The sequence below is a fragment of the Streptomyces sp. NPDC057307 genome, from assembly GCF_042667665.1.
Lineage (GTDB): Bacteria > Actinomycetota > Actinomycetes > Streptomycetales > Streptomycetaceae > Streptomyces.
The window spans coordinates 1-23,353 of record NZ_JBHUZM010000094.1 but is presented as its reverse complement, the minus strand read 5'-3'; the positions used below and the strand labels follow the sequence as shown (position 1 = coordinate 23,353).

20 protein-coding genes and 1 riboswitch are annotated in these 23,353 nt (G+C 70.3%); of the genes, 11 read left to right on the top strand and 9 right to left on the bottom strand.

Features of this window, described 5'->3' with window-relative positions; translation table 11 throughout:
• Positions 1–18 precede the first annotated feature (18 nt).
• The 10 genes from ACFUN8_RS26355 (at position 19) to ACFUN8_RS26310 (ending at position 9,613) form a co-directional block, all read left to right on the top strand.
• On the top strand, positions 19–534 hold the full coding sequence (locus tag ACFUN8_RS26355) for a lytic polysaccharide monooxygenase auxiliary activity family 9 protein (RefSeq protein WP_383642358.1): 516 nt from the start codon (positions 19–21) through the stop codon (positions 532–534).
• 171 nt (positions 535–705) lie between these two features.
• On the top strand, positions 706–1,521 hold the full coding sequence (locus ACFUN8_RS26350) for an SOS response-associated peptidase (protein WP_383642355.1): 816 nt from the start codon (positions 706–708) through the stop codon (positions 1,519–1,521).
• A gap of 101 nt (positions 1,522–1,622) precedes the next feature.
• The gene (locus ACFUN8_RS26345; RefSeq protein ID WP_383642352.1) at positions 1,623–2,297 is read left to right on the top strand and encodes an alpha/beta family hydrolase; all 675 of its coding nucleotides are present in this window, start codon (positions 1,623–1,625) and stop codon (positions 2,295–2,297) included.
• Positions 2,298–2,574: 277 nt separating this feature from the next.
• Positions 2,575–3,234: a sigma-70 family RNA polymerase sigma factor gene (locus ACFUN8_RS26340; RefSeq protein WP_023538783.1), complete on the top strand. Its 660-nt coding sequence runs from the start codon at positions 2,575–2,577 to the stop codon at positions 3,232–3,234.
• Positions 3,231–3,551, top strand: a complete 321-nt coding sequence (rsrA, locus tag ACFUN8_RS26335) for a mycothiol system anti-sigma-R factor (RefSeq protein WP_383642349.1) — start codon at positions 3,231–3,233, stop codon at positions 3,549–3,551. The genes ACFUN8_RS26340 and rsrA overlap by 4 nt, the downstream gene beginning before the upstream one ends.
• 200 nt (positions 3,552–3,751) lie before the next feature.
• Complete coding sequence (locus ACFUN8_RS26330) at positions 3,752–5,383, top strand: HD-GYP domain-containing protein (RefSeq protein ID WP_383642346.1); 1,632 nt, start codon at positions 3,752–3,754, stop codon at positions 5,381–5,383.
• Positions 5,384–5,483: 100 nt separating this feature from the next.
• Entirely contained in the window at positions 5,484–6,770 is a 1,287-nt protein-coding gene (locus ACFUN8_RS26325) for an HD-GYP domain-containing protein (RefSeq protein WP_383642343.1), read from the top strand.
• A gap of 104 nt (positions 6,771–6,874) precedes the next feature.
• Positions 6,875–7,879 carry a tetratricopeptide repeat protein gene (locus ACFUN8_RS26320; protein ID WP_382569618.1) on the top strand — a complete coding sequence of 335 codons (1,005 nt, stop codon included), beginning with the start codon at positions 6,875–6,877 and terminating at the stop codon, positions 7,877–7,879.
• A gap of 130 nt (positions 7,880–8,009) precedes the next feature.
• On the top strand, positions 8,010–8,681 hold the full coding sequence (gene def, locus ACFUN8_RS26315) for a peptide deformylase (protein WP_383642340.1): 672 nt from the start codon (positions 8,010–8,012) through the stop codon (positions 8,679–8,681).
• Between the two features lie 194 nt (positions 8,682–8,875).
• Positions 8,876–9,613: a D-Ala-D-Ala carboxypeptidase family metallohydrolase gene (locus tag ACFUN8_RS26310; RefSeq protein WP_383642337.1), complete on the top strand. Its 738-nt coding sequence runs from the start codon at positions 8,876–8,878 to the stop codon at positions 9,611–9,613.
• A gap of 24 nt (positions 9,614–9,637) precedes the next feature.
• Here ACFUN8_RS26310 and ACFUN8_RS26305 read toward each other — a convergent pair whose 3' ends face one another.
• From ACFUN8_RS26305 to ACFUN8_RS26265, 9 genes are all read right to left on the bottom strand, one after another.
• Positions 9,638–10,600, bottom strand: coding sequence for a GlxA family transcriptional regulator (locus ACFUN8_RS26305; RefSeq protein WP_383642334.1), 963 nt, complete (start codon positions 10,598–10,600; stop codon positions 9,638–9,640).
• 145 nt (positions 10,601–10,745) lie between these two features.
• A complete protein-coding gene (locus ACFUN8_RS26300) occupies positions 10,746–11,210 on the bottom strand; it encodes a DUF2809 domain-containing protein (protein ID WP_383642331.1) in 465 nt (154 codons plus the stop codon).
• Between the two features lie 152 nt (positions 11,211–11,362).
• A complete protein-coding gene (locus ACFUN8_RS26295; protein WP_383642328.1) occupies positions 11,363–13,261 on the bottom strand; it encodes a TerD family protein in 1,899 nt (632 codons plus the stop codon).
• A gap of 287 nt (positions 13,262–13,548) precedes the next feature.
• Complete coding sequence (locus ACFUN8_RS26290) at positions 13,549–14,574, bottom strand: ribonucleotide-diphosphate reductase subunit beta (protein ID WP_383642325.1); 1,026 nt, start codon at positions 14,572–14,574, stop codon at positions 13,549–13,551.
• On the bottom strand, positions 14,574–16,997 hold the full coding sequence (locus ACFUN8_RS26285; protein ID WP_383642322.1) for a ribonucleoside-diphosphate reductase subunit alpha: 2,424 nt from the start codon (positions 16,995–16,997) through the stop codon (positions 14,574–14,576). The genes ACFUN8_RS26290 and ACFUN8_RS26285 overlap by 1 nt, the downstream gene beginning before the upstream one ends.
• Before the next feature lie 147 nt (positions 16,998–17,144).
• Positions 17,145–17,276: riboswitch (cobalamin riboswitch) on the bottom strand.
• A gap of 78 nt (positions 17,277–17,354) precedes the next feature.
• The gene (locus ACFUN8_RS26280) at positions 17,355–17,879 is read right to left on the bottom strand and encodes a GNAT family N-acetyltransferase (RefSeq protein ID WP_383642319.1); all 525 of its coding nucleotides are present in this window, start codon (positions 17,877–17,879) and stop codon (positions 17,355–17,357) included.
• A gap of 316 nt (positions 17,880–18,195) precedes the next feature.
• The gene (locus ACFUN8_RS26275) at positions 18,196–18,399 is read right to left on the bottom strand and encodes a YbdD/YjiX family protein (protein ID WP_383642376.1); all 204 of its coding nucleotides are present in this window, start codon (positions 18,397–18,399) and stop codon (positions 18,196–18,198) included.
• An 8-nt stretch (positions 18,400–18,407) separates the two neighbouring features.
• Positions 18,408–20,609 (bottom strand): carbon starvation CstA family protein, encoded by a 2,202-nt coding sequence (locus ACFUN8_RS26270; RefSeq protein WP_383642316.1) that lies wholly within the window; start codon positions 20,607–20,609, stop codon positions 18,408–18,410.
• 260 nt (positions 20,610–20,869) lie between these two features.
• Positions 20,870–21,634: a GntR family transcriptional regulator gene (locus ACFUN8_RS26265; RefSeq protein ID WP_383642373.1), complete on the bottom strand. Its 765-nt coding sequence runs from the start codon at positions 21,632–21,634 to the stop codon at positions 20,870–20,872.
• Positions 21,635–21,914: 280 nt separating this feature from the next.
• Between ACFUN8_RS26265 and ACFUN8_RS26260 the strand changes: the two genes are divergently transcribed.
• Positions 21,915–23,216, top strand: a complete 1,302-nt coding sequence (locus ACFUN8_RS26260; protein ID WP_383642313.1) for a sugar ABC transporter substrate-binding protein — start codon at positions 21,915–21,917, stop codon at positions 23,214–23,216.
• The last annotated feature ends 137 nt before the right edge of the window (positions 23,217–23,353 follow it).

The following is a 23,353-nucleotide window of genomic DNA, read 5'->3' as shown; positions in this document are numbered from 1 at the left end:
CACCACGAAGGAGTTGTCATGCACAAGAAAACTCGTCTCGCCCTCGTCCTGAGTGCGGCGGTCGCACCGATCATCGCCGTCACACTCCCCGCCCCGGCCGCCTCCGCGCACGGCTGGATCAACTCGCCCGCCAGCCGCCAGGACCAGTGCAAGACCGGCGTCGTCTCCTGCGGTGAGATCAAGTGGGAGCCACAGAGCGTCGAGGGCCCGAAGGGCCTCAAGAGCTGCAACGGCGGGCTCGCGCGGTTCGCCGACCTCAACGACGACAACAAGGGCTGGCGGCGCTCCAACGTCGGCGTCAACCAGACGTTCAACTGGACGCTGACGGCGCGGCACCGCACCACCACCTGGCAGTACTTCGTCGGCAACACCAAGGTCGCCGAATTCAACGACGGCGGTGCCACGCCCGGCGCCACCGTGTCCCACAACGTCAACTTCGGCAGCATCCGCGGTAACCAGAAGGTCCTGGCCGTCTGGAACATCGCCGACACCCCGATGGCGTTCTACTCCTGCATCGACGTCAACATCCGCTGACCCCGGCGGAGTCGGAGCTGACACGTGTCCCTGTCGGGGCCGGGGGCGCCCCCGGCCCCGACAGGGCTGTCCGGTGACCGGCGGAGACGGCGGACAGTCTGCGAGGGTTGTAGACGTGTCGGTAGCGTGATCCGGCACGAGTGCGTCGGCAGGTCGGATGGGTGGTTGAACATGTGCGGTCGGTACGCGGCGAGCCGGAGGCCGGAAGATCTCGTCGGGCTCTTCGAGGTCGAGAAGTGGGACCCGGAGGAGACCCTCGCGCCCGACTGGAACGTGGCACCTACCAAAGAGGTGTACGTGGTCCTGGAGCGCCCGGAGAAGGGCGCCGACGACCCCGCCCCCGTACGACAGCTCCGCACGCTCAAGTGGGGGCTCGTGCCCTCCTGGTCCAAGACGCCCGAGGGCGGCGCCCGGATGATCAACGCGCGCGCCGAGACCGTGCACGAGAAGCCGTCCTTCCGGCGCCCCTTCGCCTCCCGGCGCTGCCTCATACCGGCCGACGGCTACTACGAGTGGGTCACTGCCCCCGAGGAGCGGCAGCTGGAGGAGCAGGGCAAGAAGAAGCGGCCCCGCAAGCAGCCGTACTTCGTCACCCCGGCCGACGGGTCGGTCATGGCCATGGCCGGCCTGTACGAGTTCTGGCGCGACAAGACCCTGCCCGACGACCACCCGAACGCCTGGTGGGTGACCTGCTCGGTCATCACGACCGAGGCCGAGACCGGCCCGCTCGGCGTCGCCCCGGCCGAGGGACCCGGGTCGCTCGCCGACATCCACCCCCGGATGCCGCTGATGCTCACGCCGGACCGGTGGGACGCCTGGCTGGATCCGGCGCGCACGGACCTGGACGAGCTGCGTGAGCTGCTGGCGCCGCCGCCGGAGGGGCTGATGCGGGCCTATCCCGTGGCGACGGCCGTCAGCAACGTACGGAACAACGGTCCGGAGCTACTGGAGGAGCTGGCCGCGCCCGAGGAGAGCACCCTCTTCTGAGGAGGACCCTCCGCGCGCACCTTCTGAGCCTCCGCGCGCACCTTCTGAGGAGGACGCGGGGGATCCGCGGCGTACGGCCGCCCCGATGTGATCCTGGTGTCATGCAGAGCGAGATCGTCGACACCCCCGCGGGCGACGCCCGTATCACCTGGCACCCTCCCAAGAAGGGGACAGCGTCGAAGGAGCGCGCGGCCCGCCTCGTCCTCGCCGTCGGTCATGGCGCGGGCGGCGGCATCGAGGCACGCGACCTCCAGGCGCTCGCCGCGACCCTGCCCGCGCTCGGGGTGACCGTGGCGCTGGTCGAGCAGCCCTGGCGGGTGGCCGGGAAGAAACTGGCCCCCGCGCCGAAGACCCTCGACACCGGCTGGCGGGCGATCTGGCCGGCGCTGGTGAGGCCCGGACTGCCCGTCGTCGCCGGCGGGCGCAGCGCCGGGGCGCGGGTGGCCTGCCGTACGGCGCGCGAGCTGGGCGCCCACGCCGTACTCGCGTTGAGCTTCCCGCTGCACCCGCCGGGCCGGCCGGAGAAGTCCCGCGCCGACGAACTGCTCGGGGCCGGAGTGCCGACGCTCGTCGTCCAGGGCGGGAACGACCCCTTCGGGAAGCCCGCCGAGTTCCCCGAGGACGTGTTCGCGGACGGCGGCCACCAGCTGATCGAGGTGCCGTACGGGGACCACTCCTTCGCCGTCCCCAAGCGGGCCACGCTCACTCAGGACGAGGCCCTCACCCTCCTTACGGACGGCGTCGGGAAGTGGATCCGGTCACAGTCGGCCCGCTGACGGAGCGTGCGCGCGCACCCGGGAATGTGTCGCAGGCGGCGACTGTTGTGCGAGATGTCGGTACACAGATCCTGGAAAGGGAGTCCGTCGCATGGGTTTGACCATCTGCCCCGCCCGGTCGCACGCCACCGAAGTGGAGTGGACGGTGCTCTCCGCACCCAGGACCACGCCCGCTCGCTCGTCGGCCGATGCGGCCACCAAGCCCGCCCCGGCACAAGGTCGACTATTCTCCGATTCGAGTGGGTCCGCCTTCGGGCCTGCCGCAGCGTTGGAGGAGGTGGGTCCGGTCACTGGGACCGACACAGGGACCGACGACGGCCACAAGGAAGAGTCAGCCGCCGAGCGCAACGCCCGTTTCGAGCGCGACGCCCTCGGCTATCTCGACCAGATGTACTCGGCCGCCCTACGCATGACGCGCAATCCGGCCGATGCCGAGGACCTCGTGCAGGAGACCTACGCCAAGGCGTACGGCTCCTTCCACCAATTCCGTGAGGGCACCAACCTCAAGGCGTGGATGTACCGCATCCTCACCAACACCTTCATCAACTCGTACCGCAAGAAGCAGCGTGAACCCCAGCGCAGCGCCGCCGAGGAGATCGAGGACTGGCAGCTGGCGCGCGCCGAGTCGCACATGTCGACCGGTCTGCGCTCCGCGGAGTCACAGGCGCTCGACCACCTTCCCGACTCCGACGTGAAGGAAGCGCTCCAGGCGATTCCCGAGGAGTTCCGCATCGCCGTGTATCTCGCCGATGTAGAGGGCTTTGCCTACAAGGAGATCGCGGACATCATGGGGACACCCATCGGTACGGTGATGTCGCGACTGCACCGTGGACGGCGGCAACTGCGCGGCATGCTTGAGGACTACGCCCGCGAGCGCGGGCTTGCCCCGGCCGGCGCCGGAGAGTCGTCGGATGATCGGAAAGGCTCGGGCTCATGAGTTGCGGAGAGCCGCACGAGACGGATTGCACCGAAGTTCTCGACCATCTTTACGAGTACCTCGACCGGGAAATGCCGGACAAGGACTGCACCAAGTTTGAGGAGCACTTCGACGAGTGCTCGCCGTGCCTGGAGAAGTACGGACTCGAGCAGGCCGTGAAGAAGCTGGTCAAGCGGTGCTGCGGACATGACGACGTACCGACCGACCTGCGGGCCAAGGTCATGGGACGGATCGACCTCATCCGCGCCGGCCACACCGTGCCCGAGCGGGACGTGACGGACGTCGACTCCGACCAGCCGGCCACCGCCAACGAGTAGTCGGCAACCGCAGTACCGACACGCCTACGGGGCGCGCCGCGCACATCGCGGCGCGCCCCGCGTGCGTTCGCACGCGCATCACCCGATGGTGCTAATCGCCGCCGTCCGCCGGTGGCCCCGTACCCAACTCGCTAGCCTGACCGTCTGTTTCGGGCTGTTCCGGGCCGGTGCCAAGGGAGCGTGTGCGGGGTGAAAGCGGGGTGAACGCCATTCCGGGAGCGGCACGCGCGTACATCTGCTGCGCTGTGCTGGGCGCCCTCGCGTGCGTGCTTCCCGCGTTCGCCCTGCCCCGGTTACGCCCCGGCTCACTGGCCGGTCCGGGCAGCCTGTGGCCCGCCGTACTGCTGCTCGGCGCGCTGTACGCGCTCTGCGAGGCACCCGCCCGCTGCCGCTTCCTCGGGAGGTCGGTGCGCGGCTCGGTGCCCGTCACCGCCGGGTCTTTCTTTCCCGTCCTGCTCGCCGCCGCGTTCCTGCTGCCGCCCGCCGCCGCGGCGCTCGTGGCCGTCCCCGGCGGGCTCTGCGGCCAGGTCGCGCAGCGGCCGGCCGCGGTCCGCCGCGTCTGGCGCGCGGCCCAGCTCGCCATCGCCACCTGGGCCGCCGCCCTGGTCCACCGGCTCCTCGACGGTCCGGCGGCGCTGGGCGGCGCCGTGCGTCCCGGCGGGGCCTCTCCCGGTGCCCCCGCCCTCCCCGGTGTCCCGGACTTTCCGTACGCCCTGTTGCCCGCCGGGGCCGGTGCGCTCGCCTTCTGCCTGGTCCTGAGCGCGCTCGACGGCGGCATCTTCGTGACCGCCGAACGGCAGCCCGTCCGCACGGCCTGGCGCGGCCTGCTGCCGCGCTCGCTCGCGCCGTACGGTGCGCACGCCCTCGCCGGGCTGATGATGGCCGTCCTCTGGCGCAGCCCGTACGGTCCGCTCTCCGCGCTCTTCGTACTGCTGCCGATGTACATCTCCTGCTGGGTCTTCGCGCAGTACCACCGCGAGCGTGCCGCCCACCAGGCGACCATCAGGGCGCTCGTCCAGGCCGTCGACCTCAAGGACCGGTACACGCGCGGCCACAGCGAACGCGTGGGGCGGGCGTCGGCGATGATCGCCGCTGAGCTGGGGATGGACACCGAGCGCCTGGAGGTCCTCCGGTTCGCCGGGATCCTGCACGACGTCGGCAAGCTCGGCGTCCCCACGCGAGTGCTGCGCAAGGACGGGCCGCTGACCCCCGACGAGCGGCGCGTCATCGAGCTGCACCCCGAGTACGGGCACGAGATCGTGCGCGGCATCGGTTTCCTCGGAGAGGCCCGGCTGGCGATCCTGCACCACCACGAACGGCTCGACGGCAGCGGCTATCCGTACGGCCTGGCGGGGACCGAGATCCCCGAGTTCGCACGGGTCGTCGCCGTCGCGGACGCCTTCGACGCGATGACCTCCACCCGGTCCTACCGGCGGGCGCGGCCGGTGGCGACGGCGGTGGCGGAGCTGCGGCGGTGCGCGGGCACCCAGTTCGACCCGCGGATGGTGCGGGCGCTCGTACGGGCGCTGGACCGGTACGGCTGGCAGACGGCGGTGACGTCGGACGAGACGGTGGCGTCGCACGAGGCGGCGGCGTCGCACGAGGCGGGGTCCGGGCCGGAGCCTCCGCCGGATCCGCCGCTGGAGGCGACGCCAGCCGTGGCGGTCCGGGCGCTGCTCGGGGCGCCGCCGCATGTCACCGGCGCGTCTGCCGTATCTGCGCCTGTCGCGCCTGTCGCGCCTGCAGCGCCTGTCGCGTCGCGAAAAAACGTCCCGCCACCGCGGGGCTCGGACACCCCACATCGGACACCGCCCCCCGGCGGCCGACTGTGAACGTCGCCGGACGGCGTCGCCGAGGAGACACCGTCCGACGGACCGCCCTCGTGCGCCCCGCCAGGGGTGTCCCACGCCCCCGTACTGGCAGCAGGCGCCCATGAATGCCCCTCCCGTCCGCCCGCCCCGTCCCGCCCCCACCGTCGTCGCCGTCCACGGCGCCGCTCTCGTGCTCGCCGGGGCCGGTCTCGGGTGGACGCTCTGGCACGGGGTCACCGAGCCCCGCACCGCCCTCGCCTTCGGCGTTCTCATCACCCTCGGCGAACTCGTCCGCCGAGGCGCCCTCCCCGGCGAGCGCGAGCCCGCGCCCCTCGCGGCCGCCGGAGCCCTCGCGTACGCCCTGCTCGGGCAGAACGCGGGCCGGCCGGCCGAGCACGGTGTCGCGCAGACCGTCGCCGTCGTCGTCGCGGCCGTCCTCGTCGGAGCCGTACCGCAGCTCGCCCGCGGCCACGGCCCCGCGCGCGACCACGTGGCGCGCCGCGTACTCACCGTCGGCTTCGCCGCCGTCTGCTTCCAGCCGTTCGTCGCGTCGGGCGAGTGGGGCGAGCGGGTCGGCGAAGGCCCGTACCACGCGCTTCTGCTGCTCCTCCTACTGATGCTGACCGCCCTGTGCGACGCCGTCCTCGCCGCGCTGATGCTGCGCGCCCGTACCCGCCACCCGTACGGTCCGCTGCTCCGCGACGAGCTGCGCGCCCTGCTGGGCATCGGCTCGGCCGTCTGCGCGACCGGTGTAGTGATGGCCCTCGGCGTCGCCGTGGCGGGGCTGTGGGCGCTGCCCGTGTTCTGTGTGCCGCTGCTGCTGACGCAGCTGTCCTTCCGGCGGTACACGGCCGTGCGCACCGTCTACGGCCAGACCATCGCCTCGCTCGCCCGCGCCACCGAGATCGCCGGGTACACCCGCCACGGCCATGCCCACAGGGTCGCGGAGCTGAGCCGCGCGGTCGGCCGTGAGCTGGGACTCTCCGGAGCCGAGCTGACCGTCCTGGAACACGCGGCGCTGATGCACGACATCGGTCAGCTGTCGCTCGTCGATCCCGTGCCCGACGGCGCCACCGCCCTGCTGCCGGTCGCCGAGCAGCGGCGGATCGCACTGCTCGGCGGGGCCGTCGTACGCCAGACCGGAGTCCCGTCGGCGGTCGCCGTCGTCGTGGAGCGGCAGGCCGATCCGTACCGCGAACAGCCTCTGTCGGCCCGGATCGTCCGCGCCGTCAACGCGTACGACGATCTCACCGGGGCGGGCGCCGACGGCCCCGGAGGGGCCACCGGGCCGCTCAGCGCCCTGGAGCGGCTGCGCCTCGGCACCGGCCACGACTACCAGCCCGAGGTGGTGGAATCTCTGGCGCGTGTCCTGTCACGTGGTGGTCTGACCCCTGGTCGGGCTGGGTAACCCATGGGTAAGGAGCGAGCGTCCGACCGGGCATGGTTGGATGCGAAGAGGAGTCCAAGAGGGTGTCCGGGGGCACAGACCCGAGCGACCGGCAGGCGGGAATCGTGAAGATCTTCGGGAAGGTACGGCATCGGCCCTCCGCCTCGTGGCGGCAGGCCACCGACCGCGCGTTCACGCTGATCGGCGACGGACGGTACGAGGACGCGGGTGCGCTGCTCACCCGTGCGGCGGATCTGGAGCCCTGGCTCTCCGAGTCCTGGTTCAACCTGGCCCTGCTGCACAAGTTCCGGCACGACTGGGAGCAGGCGCGGGCCGCCGGGCTGCGCGCCGTCGCGCTGCTGGACAAGGAGACCGGGGCACCCGACTGGTGGAACGTCGGCATCGCGGCCACCGCGCTCCAGGACTGGCCGCTGGCCCGGCGGGCCTGGCAGGCGTACGGCCTCAAGGTGCCCGGCAATCAGTACGCGGCCGCGGCGACCGGTGAGCCGGTCGGTATGGACCTGGGCAGCGCGGCCGTCCGGCTCTCGCCCGAGGGCGAGGCCGAGGTCGTCTGGGGCCGCAGGCTCGACCCGGCCAGGATCGAGATCCTGTCCATCCCGCTGCCGTCCTCGGGCCGCCGCTGGGGCGAGGTCGTCCTGCACGACGGCGTGCCGAACGGCGAGCGTACGACCGCCGCGGGGTCGAACGGCTCCGCGCGGGCTTTCCCGGTCTTCGACGAGATCGAGCTGTGGGCCCCGTCGCCCGTGCCGACCTGGGTGGTGCTGCTGGAAGCGGCGACGGAGTCCGACCGGGACGCCCTGGAGCGGCTCGCGGCCGACGCGGGCTTCGCCGCCGAGGACTGGTCGTCCTCCGTACGACTGCTCTGCCGGGCCTGCTCGGAGAGCCGGATGCCGAGCGCCGAGGGCGACGGCGAGCACCTCGACCCGCACGACCACAGCGAGCCGGGACATCCGGGGCCGCTCGGGCATCGTACGGAGGGCGAGCTGTGGGTCCCCGAGCGCGAGTGCGGGATAGCCGCGCCGCCCGGACTGGTCCGGGGGCTGCTCGACGGCTGGGTCGCCGACAGCCCGGACACACGCGAGTGGCGGGACCTCGAAGAGGTCTGCTGACGTCCTCCCACGGAGGGGATCCCGGGCAGCGCGGCGGACAGTGGGACTGCGGGCCGTAGGCTGTACGGGCACATCGCGCAGGCAGCGGTGTACAGGCAGCAGCGGGTACCGAGGAAGGCGTACTGCGGACATGGCGCAGCAGGAGACGGACCAGAAGACCGAGGGCGGCGGGGCGATCCTGGAGGGTGAGGGGACCGTGGACGACGAGGGGTTCCTCGTCGACACGCGGGACGCGGAGGCGCGTGAGCTGGCGTACCGCGAGCGCGGCACGTCGCGCCCCATCACCGTCGTCGGCAATCCGGTCCTGCACAAGGAGTGCCAGGACGTCACCGAGTTCGACGACAAACTCGCCGCGCTCGTCGACGACATGTTCGCGAGCCAGCGGACGGCGGAGGGCGTGGGCCTGGCCGCCAACCAGATCGGCGTGGACCTGAAGGTCTTCGTCTACGACTGCCCGGACGACGACGGCGTACGGCACGTGGGCGTCGTGTGCAACCCGGTGCTGGACGAACTCCCGCCGGAGGAGCGCAATCTGGAGGACGGCAACGAGGGCTGCCTCTCCGTCCCGACGGCGTACGCGGAGCTGGCGCGGCCCGACTACGCGGTGGTCCGGGGCCAGGACGTCCAGGGCAAGCCGATCAAGGTGCGGGGCACGGGCTACTTCGCGCGCTGCCTGCAGCACGAGACGGATCATCTGTACGGACACCTGTACATCGACCGGCTCGGGAAGCGCGACCGCAAGGACGCGCTGCGGCAGATGGAAGAGGGCACGCCGCGCTACGAGACCGTGCCGAACGCCTGAGTCCGCATGATGGTTTCGCGGCCCCGTTCCGGATCTCCGGGAGCGGGGCCGACGGCGTTCTGCGCGGGATGAGCGGTATGGCTCGCGCCGCCATTGGTCCGACAAGTGGCCCTGGTCGAGGACGGGTTGACGCGCGTCGACCCGTGCGCCACTCTCTGCCGTACATCTCGCCTTGCCTGGACTCTGGAGACCCGATGTTGCGACGTACCTCAAGACTTCTGCTCAGCCTTGTCATGACCCTGTCGTTCGCTTGGGCGGGTGCGGTGGTCACCGCCGGCACCGCGCAGGCCGACGGTTGCTACACCTGGTCCGGCACCCTCTCCCAAGGATCCAGCGGCGCCGCCGTGACCCAGCTCCAGATCCGGGTGGCCGGTCACGCCGGCAACGGCGCCGTGCTCGGCATCGACGGCGCCTACGGACCGGCGACCGCCGCCGCCGTCAAGCGCTTCCAGTCCGCGTACGGGCTGGCCGCCGACGGTGTCGCCGGACCCGCCACCTTCAACAAGATCTACGAGCTGCAGGACAACGACTGCACCCCGATCCACTTCACCTACGCCGAGCTGAACACCTGCAACTCCGACTGGTCGGGCGGCGCGGTGAGCGCGGCGACCGCCAAGTCCAACGCCCTGCGCACCATGTGGAAGCTGGAGGCGATGCGGCACGCGATGGGCGACCAGCCGCTCCGTATCACCAGCGGATTCCGCTCGAACGCGTGCAACGCCGCGGTCGGCGGGGCCAGCGGCAGCCGCCATCTGTACGGTGACGCCGCCGACATCGGGTCCGGACCGCACACGCTGTGCGGCCTGGCCCAGAACGCGCGGAACCACGGCTTCAACGGCATCCTCGGCCCGGGGTACCCGGACCACAACGACCACGCGCACGTCGACCACCGGCCGAGCCGCTTCTGGTCGGCGCCGAGCTGCGGTATCTGACGGTTCGTTCCGGCGGACGGGGCCTCACGCGACGCGCGTGGGGCCCCTGAACGTACGCCGGTAGCCGTTCGGGGTCGTTCCGAGCGTACGCAGGAAGTGGTGCCGCAGCCCCGCCGCGTTCCCGAAGCCGGACCGGCCGGCGATCGCGTCCACCGTCTCGTCCGTCCCCTCCAGCAACTCCTGTGCCAGCAGCACACGTTGGCGCAGCAGCCAGCGGTACGGCGTGGTGCCCGTCTCCTGCTGGAAACGGCGCGCGAAGGTGCGGGGCGACATATGGGCGCGTTCCGCGAGCTGTTCGACGGTCATCTCGCTGTCCAGATGCCGCTCCATCCAGGCGAGGACCCCGCCCACGGTGTCGCACGCGACGGGCAGCGGCCGCTCGATGAACTGCGCCTGCCCGCCGTCGCGGTGCGGCGGCACCACCATGCGGCGGGCGAGCGCGTTGGCGACCTCGGGGCCGTGCTCCTGGCGTACGACATGGAGGCAGGCGTCGATGCCGGCGGACGTACCGGCGGACGTCACGATCGGGCCGTCGTCCACGTACAGCACGTCGGGCTGCACGACGGCCAGCGGGTAGGCCCTGGCCAGCTCGGCGGAGTGCATCCAGTGGATGGCGCAACGGCGCCCGTCGAGCAGCCCGGCGGCGCCGAGGGTGAACACGCCGGAGCACACACTGAGCACGCGCGCGCCCCGGTCCACGGCCCGGCGCAGCGCGTCCAGCAGCTCGGGCGGGTAGTCCCGTACGACGTACTCGTCCCCGGCCGGCACACAGATCAGATCGGCCTCCTCCAGCCGGTCGAGACCCTGGAGCGCGGAGATGGTGAATCCCGCGTGCGTACGGAGGACGGGGCCCTCGGCCGAGACGACGGCGAAGTCGTAGACCGGGAGGCCCTGCGCGCTGCGGTCGAGGCCGAAGACCTCGCAGAGCACGCCGAGTTCGAAGGGGTGGACTCCGTCGAGCAGGACGACCGCCACGTTTTTCAGCATGGCGCCAGTGTGGCAGTAATTCGATGGTTCATGACAGTCCTGCCACTGCTCTTTCTGTCGTGGAACGACGACAGTGGAGACATGAACGCAATCGGTGGTTACCTCGTCGTACTGGCCCTTTTCGCCCTTTTCGCCCTTCCCGGACTCATCGGCTACGCCAAGGACCGCGCCATCGACCGCCAACTGCGGCGCGCGGAACACCTGGACGGCGCGCCGGAGCCGCCCGTCGTCCGGTCACCGACGCGTGCGCCAGCGCGGCGGTTGCGGCACCGACCGCGTACCACAGCAGGTCAGGCGCATTGAAGGTCGACCCGAGCACAAGCCGCACGACCACACTCCGCTCGGCCGGCCCGGCGGTCACCCCACTCAGCTGAAGCAGCTCGACGGCACAACTGAACCCGAACGCGACGGCGCAGGCGACGACGGGCCGCACGCGGGGAGCGGCGATCACCACAAGGACGTACACGAGGACGGCGTACAGCGCGACCCCGCCGTACTTGGCGACGCCCCCGCCGGCGACAACCCTGATCCCGAGCCCTGCCACGACGGTCCCACCGGCGACGGCCGCGGCCACCAGCCGCGTGCGTGTACGAACCCGCGTGTCGCTCATGGCGGGCAGCCTATGCGGGCCGGTGGGGGCGGGTGGCGGGTGGGTGGCAGGTGGGAGGCGGGTGGCTTCCGGCGCAACTGTCACGGGGCAGTTGCGCCGGGGGCGCCGTCGCATCCACGTCCCGAACGCGCGATCGCCGCCGGCGACTTCGTTCAGTCGGCGATGCTGACCCCGTAGCCGCGCGCGAGAGCGTCGAGGCCGTGGTCGTAGCCCTGGCCGACGGCGCGCAGGCGCCAGAGCGGACCTCGGCGGTAGATCTCGGCGAGGAGCACCGTGCGTTCGGTCGTGGCGGCGTCCAGGGTCGCCCTGGCGATGGGCGATCCGCTACTGCCCGCGGCGGCACCGATCTGGATCGCGCCGACCGTCCCGAAGGTGGCCGCGCCGTCGATGGCCGCGGCGACGACGACCTTGCGGGTCGCGGGCGGCATGGACGCGAGGTCGAGGGCGATGGTCTGTTCCGCGGGGCCGCCGGTGAGGAGCCGTACGGTGCCGGCGGGGCTTTCCGGGGCGCCGTAGAAGACGAAGTCCTCGTCGGAGGTGACCTGTTCGTCCTCGTCGAGGATGAAGGCGACCACGTCGATCTCGCAGCCCGCCCGCGGAGACCAGCCCGCGGTGACGTACCACTCGGGCGCCGGTGTGCCGTGCGGCATGGGCAGGTCGATGACGCCACCCCTCGGCATCACGTGTGGCTCCCGCGTCCGGGCCGTCGCGCTGCCCGGGGCGGCGGCTGTCGGCGCGGTGAGCCAGTGCTCGTCGTGCACGGGGAGTTCAAGGGCTGTGATGCGGCTCATACGGCGGTCTCTCTCGCCACTGGCGAGGAGGACGACGTCGGTGACACTGGCCGACAGATTGACCGCCGCGGATCCGCCCAGCTCGACGACGCGGGTGCGGGCCGCGACGGCGGCGGCATGGACGCCGCCGAGGACCAGCACCCGGTGCCCCGACAGGGGGTCACCCAAGGCGCCGACCGGGCTCACCGCTTGGCGCGGAACGGGTACGGGAACCGCTACGGGAACGGGAGCGGATCCGGGGACGGATCCGGGGACGGATCCGGGGTGGGACTCCGCGACGCGGGTCTGTGGTGTCGCGGGAGCCTTCAGCGGAACGGTGGCCACGGCAGCGGCTGTCGCCTCATGCGCTGTCCCGGCCCGTACGTCGGCCAGCATCCGCAGAAAGGTGTGCTCGTCGATGACCGGCACCCCTTCGGACGCCGCGCGCCGCGCCTTCGCCGAATCGGACGACTGGTTGGTGACCAGCGCGCTGGTGTGCCGGCTGACGGACGTCACCATGTTCAGCCCGGCGGCCACGGCCCGCCCGACCAACTCCGCCCGCGCGTGGGCGGTCTCACCGGTTATCGCGATCTTCATCCCTTGCCGGAGCGGTTCGCCGGGAGTCAGCCGTCCCGGGTTCCGGTACGCGCAAGGTGTCTTGGGCGGATTCGGGGTGAACTGCGATTCCGCCCGCGGCGGGCAGGCCACCAGCGGCAGAGGCAGGTCGAGCCGCGCCGCCTCACACAGCGACGCCCGCAGGATCCCGGCCAGCACGCGGGTGTCGTCCAGCGCGTCATGGGCCCGCGTCTGCGGTACGCCGTAGTGAGCGGCCAGAGTGCCCAGCTTCATGTCGTCCGTCGGCGGATCCACCTGGCGGTTGAGGGCCAGGGTGCACAGCCGTTGGGACACCGGCAGCCACATGCGCGCACGGGCGAACTCATGGGCCAGGAAGTCGTAGTCGAACTGGGCGTTGTGGGCGACCAGCACCCGGTTCTGAAGTAAGGACCCGATCTGCCCGGCGACCTGATCGAAGGTCGGCGCGCCCCGCAGCCGCTCGGCGGTCAGCCCGTGGACATGCACCGGGCCCGGGTCGCATCCCGGGTCGAGCAGTGTCGAGAACTCCCCGGTCTGTTCGCCGTCCTGACCGATCGTCACCACCGCGACGGACAGCACCCGGTCCCGCCGGGCGACAAGACCCGAGGTCTCGACGTCGATCAACGCCCAGTCGTAGGCGTAGTCACCCGCGGTGGGCATGTCCAAGGAGGCGGAGGCGAGTCGCATGGGGGCAAGGATGATCCGATATTTGCCTTGCTTCAACCCACATGGCGTTATGTCCTGTTGTGGAATGCCATTGGGGTGCTGCCGCGCCGGACCTCCCACGTCCGCAGCCGCGCGCTGTGGCCGTCGCTCTCGCGGACGACCGTGGGGTCGTCCGTCAGGCGGACAGGGCCGGGACGTCCGCCTCGGTCCATTCGCGGAGTTGAAGACCCTCGTGAGAGAACATGGGGGCATCGTGCCCGAGCCCCGTGGGGCGTTCCACGGGGCTCGGGCGCTCGGGCGCGGTTCTCCTAGAAGTCGTCGTCGAAGCCGACCGTGCCCTCCACCGCCACCTGGTACGCCGACGGGCGGCGCTCGAAGAAGTTCGTCAGCTCCTGGACGCCTTGCAGCTCCAGATACGAGAACGGGTTCTCGGAGCCGTACACCGGCGCGAAGCCCAGGCGCTGGAGGCGCTGGTCGGCGACGCACTGGAGGTACTCGCGCATCGACTCCGTGTTCATGCCCGGCAGGCCCTCGCCGCACAGGTCGCGGCCGAACTGGAGCTCCGCCTCGACCGCCTCCTTCAGCATGTCGGTGACCTGCTGCCGGAGTTCGTCGTCGAAGAGTTCCGGCTCCTCCTTACGGACGGTGTCCACGACCTCGAAGGCGAAGTTCATGTGCATCGTCTCGTCGCGGAACACCCAGTTGGTGCCGGTGGCGAGCCCGTGCAGCAGGCCGCGCGAGCGGAACCAGTAGACGTACGCGAACGCTCCGTAGAAGAACAGGCCCTCGATGCAGGCCGCGAAGCAGATCAGGTTCAGCAGGAAGCGGCGCCGGTCCGACTTGGACTCCAGGCGGTCGATCTTCTCGACCGAGTCCATCCACTTGAAGCAGAACTGCGCCTTCTCGCGGATCGACGGGATCTCCTCGACCGCGTCGAACGCCGCCGCGCGGTCCGCCGGGTCCGGGAGGTAGGTGTCGAGCAGCGTCAAGTAGAACTGGACGTGCACGGCCTCCTCGAAGAGCTGGCGGGAGAGGTAGAGCCGCGCCTCGGGGGAGTTGATGTGCTTGTAGAGCGTCAGCACCAGGTTGTTCGAGACGATCGAGTCGCCCGTCGCGAAGAACGCGACCAGCCGGCCGATCATGTGCTGCTCGCCCGGGGAGAGCTTGGCGAGGTCCGTGACGTCGGAGTGGAGGTCGACCTCCTCCACCGTCCAGGTGTTCTTGATCGCGTCGCGGTAGCGCTCGTAGAAGTCCGGGTAGCGCATGGGACGCAGGGTCAGTTCGAAGCCCGGGTCGAGCAGGTTCTTCTCTACGGCAGGGGTGGTGGAACTCATTACTGGCAGGCCTCGCAGGACTCGGGGTTTTCCAGGGAGCAGGCGATCGTGTCCGCGTCCGGCGCCGTCTGAAGCGGTACGGACGGGGCGGGTACGGACGGGGTCGCCGACTTCGCCGCGCGGGCGATCCGTGTCGCGGGGCGCGACCGCAGGTAGTACGTGGTCTTGAGCCCCTTCTTCCAGGCGTACGCGTACATCGAGCTGAGCTTCCCGATGGTCGGCGTCTCCAGGAACAGGTTCAGCGACTGGCTCTGGTCGAGGAACGGCGTGCGTGCCGCCGCCATGTCGATCAGGCCGCGCTGCGGGATCTCCCACGCCGTGCGGTACAGCTCGCGGACGTCGGCCGGGATCCAACTGAAGCCCGCCACCGAGCCGTTGGACTCGCGCAGCGCCTCACGGGACTGCGCGTCCCACACGCCGAGGCGCTTCAGCTCCGCCACCAGATAGGCGTTGACCTGAAGGAACTCACCCGACAGCGTCTCGCGCTTGAAGAGGTTGGAGACCTGCGGCTCGATGCACTCGTACACCCCGGCGATCGACGCGATGGTCGCCGTCGGCGCGATGGCGAGCAGCAGCGAGTTGCGCATACCGGTCTTCGCGACCCTCGCGCGCAACGCGTCCCACCGCTCGGGCCAGTTGAGCGCCACGTCGTAGTGGTCCGGGTGCAGCACGCCGCGCGCGGCGCGCGTCCGCGACCAGGCCGGCAGCGGGCCCTCGCGCTCGGCGAGGTCGCAGGACGCCTCGTACGCGGCGAGCATGATCCGCTCGGCGATACGGGTGGAGAGCGCGGCGGCCTCGGCGGAGTCGAACGGCAGCCCCTTCTTGAAGAAGACGTCCTGGAGGCCCATCACGCCCAGGCCCACGGGGCGCCACTTGGCGTTGGAGCGGCCGGCCTGCTCGGTCGGGTAGAAGTTGATGTCCACGACCCGGTCGAGGAAGGTCACGGCGGTGCGGACGCTCTCGTCCAGCCGCTCCCAGTCCAGCTCGCCCGAGTCTGTGACGAACGCGCCGATGTTGACCGAGCCGAGGTTGCAGACGGCCGTCTCGCCGTCGTCCGTGACCTCCAGGATCTCGGTGCAGAGGTTCGAGGAGTGCACGACGGTGCCGGGCTCGGCGGTCTGGTTCGCCGTACGGTTCGACGCGTCCTTGAAGGTCATCCAGCCGTTGCCGGTCTGCGCGAGGGTGCGCATCATCCGGCCGTACAGCTCACGCGCAGGGATGGTCCGGCGGGCCTTGCCCGCCGCCTCGGCCGCGCGGTACGCCGCGTCGAAGTCGTCGCCCCACAGGTCGACCAGCTCGGGCACGTCGGAGGGCGAGAACAGCGACCAGTCGCCGTCCGTGTCGACCCGGCGCATGAACTCGTCGGGGATCCAGTGCGCGAGGTTCAGATTGTGCGTACGGCGGGCCTCCTCGCCGGTGTTGTCGCGCAGCTCCAGGAACTCCTCGATGTCCGCGTGCCACGTCTCCAGGTAGACGCAGGCCGCGCCCTTGCGCCGGCCGCCCTGGTTGACGGCAGCGACGGAGGAGTCGAGCGTCCGCAGGAACGGCACGATGCCGTTGGAGTGCCCGTTCGTCCCCCGGATCAGCGAACCGCGGGCGCGGATACGGGAGTACGAGAGGCCGATGCCGCCCGCGTGCTTCGAGAGGCGGGCCACTTGGTGGTAGCGGTCGTAGATCGAGTCCAGCTCGTCCAGCGGGGAGTCCAGCAGGTAGCAGGACGACATCTGGGGGTGCCGGGTGCCGGAGTTGAAGAGCGTGGGGGAGGAGGGGAGGTAGTCGAGCCGGCTCATCAGGCCGTACAGCGCGGCGACCTCGTCCACGGCGGCCGGGGAGTCGTCCTTGGCCAGGCCGGACGCGACGCGCAGCATGAAGTACTGCGGCGTCTCGATGACCTCGCGGGTGATCGGGTGCCGGAGCAGATAGCGGCTGAAGAGGGTACGCAGGCCGAAGTAGCCGAAACGGTCGTCGGCGACGGGGTCGATCAGCGCGTCGAGGCGGGCGGCGTGGCGCGTGACGAACGCGGCCGTACGGTCGGCGATCAGGCCCTCCGCGTGGCCGACGGCGACCGAGGAGGAGAACGAGAGGGCGCCCTGGCCGGCGGCCTCGTCCGCGATGGTGCGGGTGAGGAGGCGGGCGGCGAGCCGGGAGTAGGCGGGGTCCTCGGAGATGAGCCCGGCGGCGGCCTCGGTGGCGAGTTCACGCAACTCGGCCTCGTCCGACGCGGCGTTACGGCCCCGGAGCGCGGCCGCGGCGACCTTGCCGGGGTCCGTGTCGGTCAGGTCGGCGGTGAGGTCCGTGAGGAGCCGCAGAAGGCTCGTCCCGGGCCCGTCGGCCGGCCTGTCGACAGACCTGTCGGCCGGAACGGCCGTACCCGGTCCCCGCTCGGAGATCGCTGAAGCCGGATCGGCTGGCGCGATGGTCACGTGGTGCTCTCCCTCGCTCGGCTCTGGGCCACGGGGGAGGGGCACGGCGGCGCACGCCCGCGTACGCCGGCCCGGGAGCGGGCAGCGCGCGGTGCGGCGTCCACCGGCCCAACCTCGAGGCCCGGACGTCTCGGCATCCGGATCGGTCGAGCCGGATGCGCCGTCGGCAGGTGCTCGGACTCGCGGGCGCGCAAAGCGCACCACAGCACACCGTTGCGGGACAGTTCCGGATTTCCACCGGATTCTCCTGCGGCGACAACAGACTTGAGCATACATGTGGGGCCCGTTGGGAGCAGCACCCCCCACATGTTGTGTCGCGGGTGTTTCGGCTTGCGCCGGAATCAGCCCCGAAACGCCTTAGATTTCCAGGCTGTACGTAAGCAGGGACAGCCCCGGGATGGGCGACCAGTCGCGCTCCGGGGTCCGTACGAAGCCCATCCGCTCGTAGATCCGATGGGCCCCCAGCATCGATTTCTGGGTGGACAGCCGCACCCGTACGCACCCCTCGGTGGCCCGCGCGCGCTCCACACACGCCCGTACGAGCGCCCCGCCGACACCCCGGCCCCGGGCGGCCGGCGCGACGGCCAGCATGCGGAACTCGGCCTCCCCGTCCCCGGCCAGATCGGCCCACGCGGACGGCCCGGAGACATGGGCCACCCCACCGAGCACACCCCCGTCCGCGTCGACGGCCACGAGCACCTCGGCCCCGGCGGCCCGCGCGGCGACGTCCCGCAGAGTGGCCAGATAGGGGTCGTCCTCCCCGAAGTCCAGCAGCCCGTCGTCCAGATAGGCCCGCGCGGTTATCTCCCCGAGCACGTCGTACTCGCCGGGCTCGGCCGCTCTGATGGTGAAGTCGGCCTCCGGCCGTGTCGTCTGATCCATCCATGCAGTGTGCGACACGGCTATGGCGGTGCGTTGTCCGAGGGCGCCGCTACCGTTGAGCGCGACATGAGGAGGGTCCAGCAGCGTGGCCACTACTGACCGGGTCCATGTGGAAACGGCCGACTTCGACGAGTTGTACCGGATTCTGAGCGGCGCGGCCGAGCGTGCCCGCACCGTGCCGTTCGGCAGGACGGTCGCTCTGCCCGAACCGGTGGGGATCACGCTGGAGACCGAGCAGCTCAAGGACTGGGTGCGCTGGCCCCTCTCACGGCGAAGGGCCGCCGCTCCCCGCAGGGAACGGCGGCCCTTCGGCGGCTCAGCAGCAGCGGAATCCTTCCCTCGGGTCCGCCTCCCTCGCGTCCATCCGGTCGCGTTCGAACGTGCGGCGGGTCTTGATCTCCGCCGTCGGGTCGCAGGCGCGGGTGTGGGCCACGTAGTGGTCGTACGCCGACTCGCCCGTCAACTCACGTACGTACCAACGGATCCGGCCCACCGCGTGCCGTACCTTCGCCGCTGAGATCGCCGACGTCATGACGGACCCGCCCCGGCCCTCGTCGATGCCTCGGCCGCCACCAGCTCCGCCTTCTCCTCCTTCGTCGGGATCAGGCCCGCCGGTGCGACCAGTTCCGACTTCACATACGGCGTCTCCGACAGCTTCACGCTCGAAGGGTGGCGGATCGCCTTGTAGCAGACCCGTGCCGCGTCGGCGATGACCACGAGGATCAGGATCGCGAAGACCGCCGAAAGGACGCCGTCCACCGTCGAGTTGGTGACGACCGTGTGCATGTCGTCCATCGTCTTCGCCGGCGGGATCACCTCGCCCTTGTCGATGCCCGCCTGGTAGACGTCGCGCTGGGTGAAGAAGCCGACCCTCGGGTCGTCGGAGAAGATCTTCTGCCAGCTCGCGGTGAGGGTGACCGCCGCGTCCCAGGCGAGCGGAACTCCCGTCACCCAGGCCCATTTCAGCCGCCCCGACTTCACCAGCAGCGTCGTGCACACGGCGAGCGCCACCGCCGCCAGGAGCTGGTTCGCGATGCCGAACAGCGGGAAGAGCTGGTTGATGCCGCCCAGCGGGTCGTGCACGCCGACCCAGAGGAAGTAGCCCCACGCGCCGACGACCACGGCGCTGGCGAACCAGACGCCCGGCTTCCAACTGACCTGGCGCATCGGCTTGTAGACGTTGCCGAGCATGTCCTGGAGCATGAAGCGCCCGACACGCGTCCCCGCGTCCACCGTCGTGAGGATGAACAGCGCCTCGAACATGATGGCGAAGTGGTACCAGAACGCCTTCATCCCCGCGCCGCCGACGACGGACGAGAAGATGTCCGACATACCGAGCGCGAAGGTCGGCGCGCCGCCCGTACGGGACAGCAGGCTCGCCTCCTCGACGTCCTTCGCCGCCTGGGCGAGCTGGTCCGGCGAGATGGTGAAACCGAGGTTGGCGACCGCCTGCGAGGCGGACTCGACCGTGCCGCCGATGACTCCGGCGGGGGAGTTGACCGCGAAGTACAGCCCCGGGTCGATGATGCACGCCGTGATCATCGCCATGATCGCGACGAACGACTCGGTGAGCATCGCGCCGTACCCGATCATCCGGATCTGGGTCTCCTTCTGGACCATCTTCGGCGTGGTGCCCGAGGAGACCAGTGCGTGGAAACCGGACAGCGCGCCGCACGCGATCGTGATGAAGACGAACGGGAACATCGAACCGGCGAAGACCGGACCGTCACCCCGGCTCGCGAACTCCGTGACCGCGTCCATCTTCATCGTCGGCAGCGCGACGACGACACCGACCGCCAGCAGCGCGATCGTGCCGACCTTCATGAAGGTCGACAGATAGTCGCGCGGCGCCAGCAGCATCCAGACCGGCAGTACGGAGGCGAGGAAGCCGTACACGATCATCCAGATGACCAGCGTGCCGGCCTCCAGCGTGAACGTGTCGGCGAGCGAGGACTCGGCGACCCAGCCGCCGGCCACGATCGCGAGCAGCAGCAGCGCCACGCCGATGAAAGAGACCTCGCTGACCTTGCCCGGCCGCAGCACCCGTAGATACACGCCCATGAAGAGCGCGATCGGGATGGTCATCGCGATGGAGAAGACACCCCACGGCGAGTCGGCCAGCGCGTTGACGATGACCAGCGCCAGCACGGCCAGCAGGATGATCATGATGAGGAAGACCGCGATGAGCGCGGCGGCGCCGCCGAACGGGCCTATCTCGTCACGGGCGATCTGGCCGAGCGAACGGCCGTCGCGGCGCGTGGAGAAGAAGAGCGTGACCATGTCCTGGACCGCGCCCGCGAAGATGACGCCCGCGACGATCCAGATCGTGCCGGGCAGATAGCCCATCTGGGCGGCCAGCACCGGCCCGACGAGCGGTCCCGCGCCCGCGACGGCCGCGAAGTGGTGCCCGAAGAGCACGCGCCGGTCGGTGGGGTGGAAGTCGACACCGTTGTCGAGGCGTTCGGCGGGTGTGGCCCGCGTCTTGTCGACCTTCAGTACGCGCCGGGCGATGAATCTGGAGTAGAAGCGGTAGGCGATCGCGTACGAACCGAGCGCCGCCGCGAGCATCCAGGCGGCGGAGATCTCCTCACCGCGCGACAGCGCGAGGACGCCCCAGCCGACCGCGCCCACCAGGGCGACGAGCGCCCAGATCGCGATCGATCTCGGCGTCGGACGCCCCGACGATCCCTGTGAGTCCTGCGTGGAACCTGGCTGTGCCGGCTCTGGCATGGCGAGTCGTCCCCTCACTGGTCACCTGCTGAAACACGCAGGAAATCTAAGGGAACGTCTCGGCATGCGTCACCCCCCGTCCGCATATCGGTACGGCAACGGTGTGCGTGCCGTACTCCTGCGTCGGGTTCTCAACAGGCCGTCTGACGTGGGGCTTTGTCGTGCTCGTCGGGTTTCGTCCGGGCTCGGTGGGGGGCCCGTACGGCTCTCGGTCCGGCGTCCCGCGCGGCTCAGTCCCGCGCGGCTCAGTCCCGCGCGGCTCAGTCGGTCGGCCTGCGCAGCCGCGCCACGAACTTGTAGCGGTCGCCCCGGTACACCGACCGCACCCACTCCACCGGCTCCCCGGCGGTGTCGATCGAGTGCCGCGACAGCATCAGCATGGGCAGGCCCACATCCGTACCGAGCAGCCCCGCCTCGCGCGGCGTCGCCAGCGACGTCTCGATCGTCTCCTCGGCCTCCGCCAGGTGCACGCCGTACACCTCGGCCAGCGCCGTGTAGAGGGAGGTGTACTTGACGAGCGAACGGCGCAGCGCGGGGAAGCGTTTGGCCGAAAGGTGTGTGGTCTCGATCGCCATCGGCTCGCCGCTCGCCAGACGCAGCCGCTCGATGCGCAGCACGCGCCCGCCCGTGGTGATGTCGAGCAGCCCGGCGAGCGTGTCGTCGGCGGTGACGTAGCCGATGTCGAGAAGTTGCGAGGTCGGCTCCAGGCCCTGCGCGCGCATGTCCTCGGTGTACGAGGTGAGCTGGAGCGCCTGCGAGACCTTGGGCTTGGCCACGAACGTGCCCTTGCCCTGGATCCGCTCCAGCCGGCCCTCGACAACCAGCTCCTGGAGCGCCTGGCGCACCGTGGTGCGCGAGGTGTCGAATTCGGCCGCCAGCGTGCGCTCCGGCGGTACGGGCGTGCCCGGGGGCAGCGTCTCCGTCATGTCGAGCAAGTGCCGCTTCAGCCGGTAGTACTTGGGCACGCGTGCGGTACGGGTCGCCGCCCCGTTCTCGGGCTCGCTGCCGCCCCCGTCCGTGGCCATGGTCTGCCTTCCCGACTCCTGCGCTGCTGCCGTCACCGGCTCCTCCGTCTGTTGCGGCTCACATGGTGGCACGGTCCGGTCGCGGGTCGTCTCCCCGATCCAGGTGTCGGTCCGATAACGGACACGACAGCCCTCTTATACACCCTTGACACCCCTAAAGGTCTAGGCCAAGCTCCCCGTACTGGTCTAAACCATTAAAGACCAGGTCCCAGCCCCGGTGGTACTCGTCGTAAGTCAGCGCGGTGGGGAGGGGGTTGCAGGAATCCCTGAGGAGGGTGGCGTGAAGCGCAAGCTCATCGCGGCGATCGGCGTCGCGGGCATGATGTTCTCGGTCGCGGCGTGCGGATCCGACGACAGCAATTCGGCGAAGGACCCGAAGGACCGTAAGGACACAGTCACCGTCTGGCTGATGGTGGACGCGCAGAGCACCTGGCCGGAACTGGTCAAGGACGTCAACGCGCAGTTCAAGGAGAAGTACCCGAACGTCAAGGTCAATGTCCAGTACCAGCAGTGGGCGGACAAGGCCAAGAAGCTCGACACCGCACTCGGTGGCGACAAGTTCCCGGATGTCGTCGAGCTCGGCAACACCGAGACGATGCAGTACATCCTCAACGGCGCGGTCGCCGAGGTCGATCCCAAGAAGTACGACAACTCGGACACCTGGATCCAGGGCCTGAAGGACACCTGCACCTTCGAGGGCAAGCAGTACTGCGTGCCGTACTACGCCGGTGCGCGCGTGGCGATCTACAACACGGACATGCTCAAGAAGGGCGCCGGCCTCGACACGCTGCCGGAGACCGAGGACGAGATGCTCGCGGCGATGGACAAGGTCGCCAAGGAGCTCGGCAAGACGGACAAGCGCGCCTCCAGCCTCTACCTGCCGGGCCGTTACTGGTACGCCGCCATGTCCTACGTCGCCGCGTACGACGGCAAGATCGCCACGTACGACGAGGGCGCGAAGGAGTGGAAGGGCTCGCTCTCCTCGCCCGAGTCGCAGAAGGGCATCCAGCACTTCATCGACCTGGTCAAGAAGTACAACAAGGCCGACCTGACCAAGGACGAGCAGGACCACGCCAATGTGATGGCCAACGAGAAGGCGGCCCTCATCTACGGCAACGGCTGGGAGTCGGGCTCCGTCATCGACGGCAAGAACAACGGCAACCCGAAGCTTGAGGGCAAGATCCTCACCGCGGGAATGCCCGGCCCGAACGGCAAGGCGCTGCCCTCCTTCATCGGCGGCTCCGACCTGGCGATCACCAGCAAGTCCAAGGTGCAGGACCTGGCCGAGGACTGGGTCTCGATGTTCACCAGCGAGAAGTCCATGGAGGTTCTCGCCGGCAAGAACATCCTCCCGAACAACGAGAAGCAGCTGGAGCCGCTGAAGGCGAAGCCGGAGACGGCCGCCATCGCCAACGCGGTGCCCGACGCGTGGTTCACCCCGATCGCGCCCGGCTGGACCTCCATCGAGAAGGAGGAGGTCCTGCAGAACATGCTCCTGTCGATCCTCAAGGGTGACTCGGTGGCCGACGCGACGAAGGCCGCCGACGCGAAGATCAACGAACTGATCAACGAAGAGTCCTGACCCCAGGGTCCTGAGAAACGAGCCCTGACCCCAAGGCTCTTGACCCAAGGTCCTGAGCGCCAGGGCCTCCGGCGCCCCCGCCCCCGGAGGCCCGTCGGCTCAACGGCGGGCGGGCGGGGGTCCGGTCCCCACCGGAC

Coding starts and splice junctions, on each gene's coding strand:
- ACFUN8_RS26355 (WP_383642358.1), top strand. CDS start 19: ATGCACAAGAAAACTCGTCTCGCCCTCGTCCTGAGTGCGGCGGTCGCA.
- ACFUN8_RS26350 (WP_383642355.1), top strand. CDS start 706: ATGTGCGGTCGGTACGCGGCGAGCCGGAGGCCGGAAGATCTCGTCGGG.
- ACFUN8_RS26345 (WP_383642352.1), top strand. CDS start 1,623: ATGCAGAGCGAGATCGTCGACACCCCCGCGGGCGACGCCCGTATCACC.
- rsrA (WP_383642349.1), top strand. CDS start 3,231: ATGAGTTGCGGAGAGCCGCACGAGACGGATTGCACCGAAGTTCTCGAC.
- ACFUN8_RS26325 (WP_383642343.1), top strand. CDS start 5,484: ATGAATGCCCCTCCCGTCCGCCCGCCCCGTCCCGCCCCCACCGTCGTC.
- def (WP_383642340.1), top strand. CDS start 8,010: ATGGCGCAGCAGGAGACGGACCAGAAGACCGAGGGCGGCGGGGCGATC.
- ACFUN8_RS26310 (WP_383642337.1), top strand. CDS start 8,876: ATGTTGCGACGTACCTCAAGACTTCTGCTCAGCCTTGTCATGACCCTG.
- ACFUN8_RS26305 (WP_383642334.1), bottom strand. CDS start 10,600: ATGCTGAAAAACGTGGCGGTCGTCCTGCTCGACGGAGTCCACCCCTTC.
- ACFUN8_RS26300 (WP_383642331.1), bottom strand. CDS start 11,210: ATGAGCGACACGCGGGTTCGTACACGCACGCGGCTGGTGGCCGCGGCC.
- ACFUN8_RS26295 (WP_383642328.1), bottom strand. CDS start 13,261: ATGCGACTCGCCTCCGCCTCCTTGGACATGCCCACCGCGGGTGACTAC.
- ACFUN8_RS26290 (WP_383642325.1), bottom strand. CDS start 14,574: ATGAGTTCCACCACCCCTGCCGTAGAGAAGAACCTGCTCGACCCGGGC.
- ACFUN8_RS26280 (WP_383642319.1), bottom strand. CDS start 17,879: ATGGATCAGACGACACGGCCGGAGGCCGACTTCACCATCAGAGCGGCC.
- ACFUN8_RS26270 (WP_383642316.1), bottom strand. CDS start 20,609: ATGCCAGAGCCGGCACAGCCAGGTTCCACGCAGGACTCACAGGGATCG.
- ACFUN8_RS26265 (WP_383642373.1), bottom strand. CDS start 21,634: ATGGCCACGGACGGGGGCGGCAGCGAGCCCGAGAACGGGGCGGCGACC.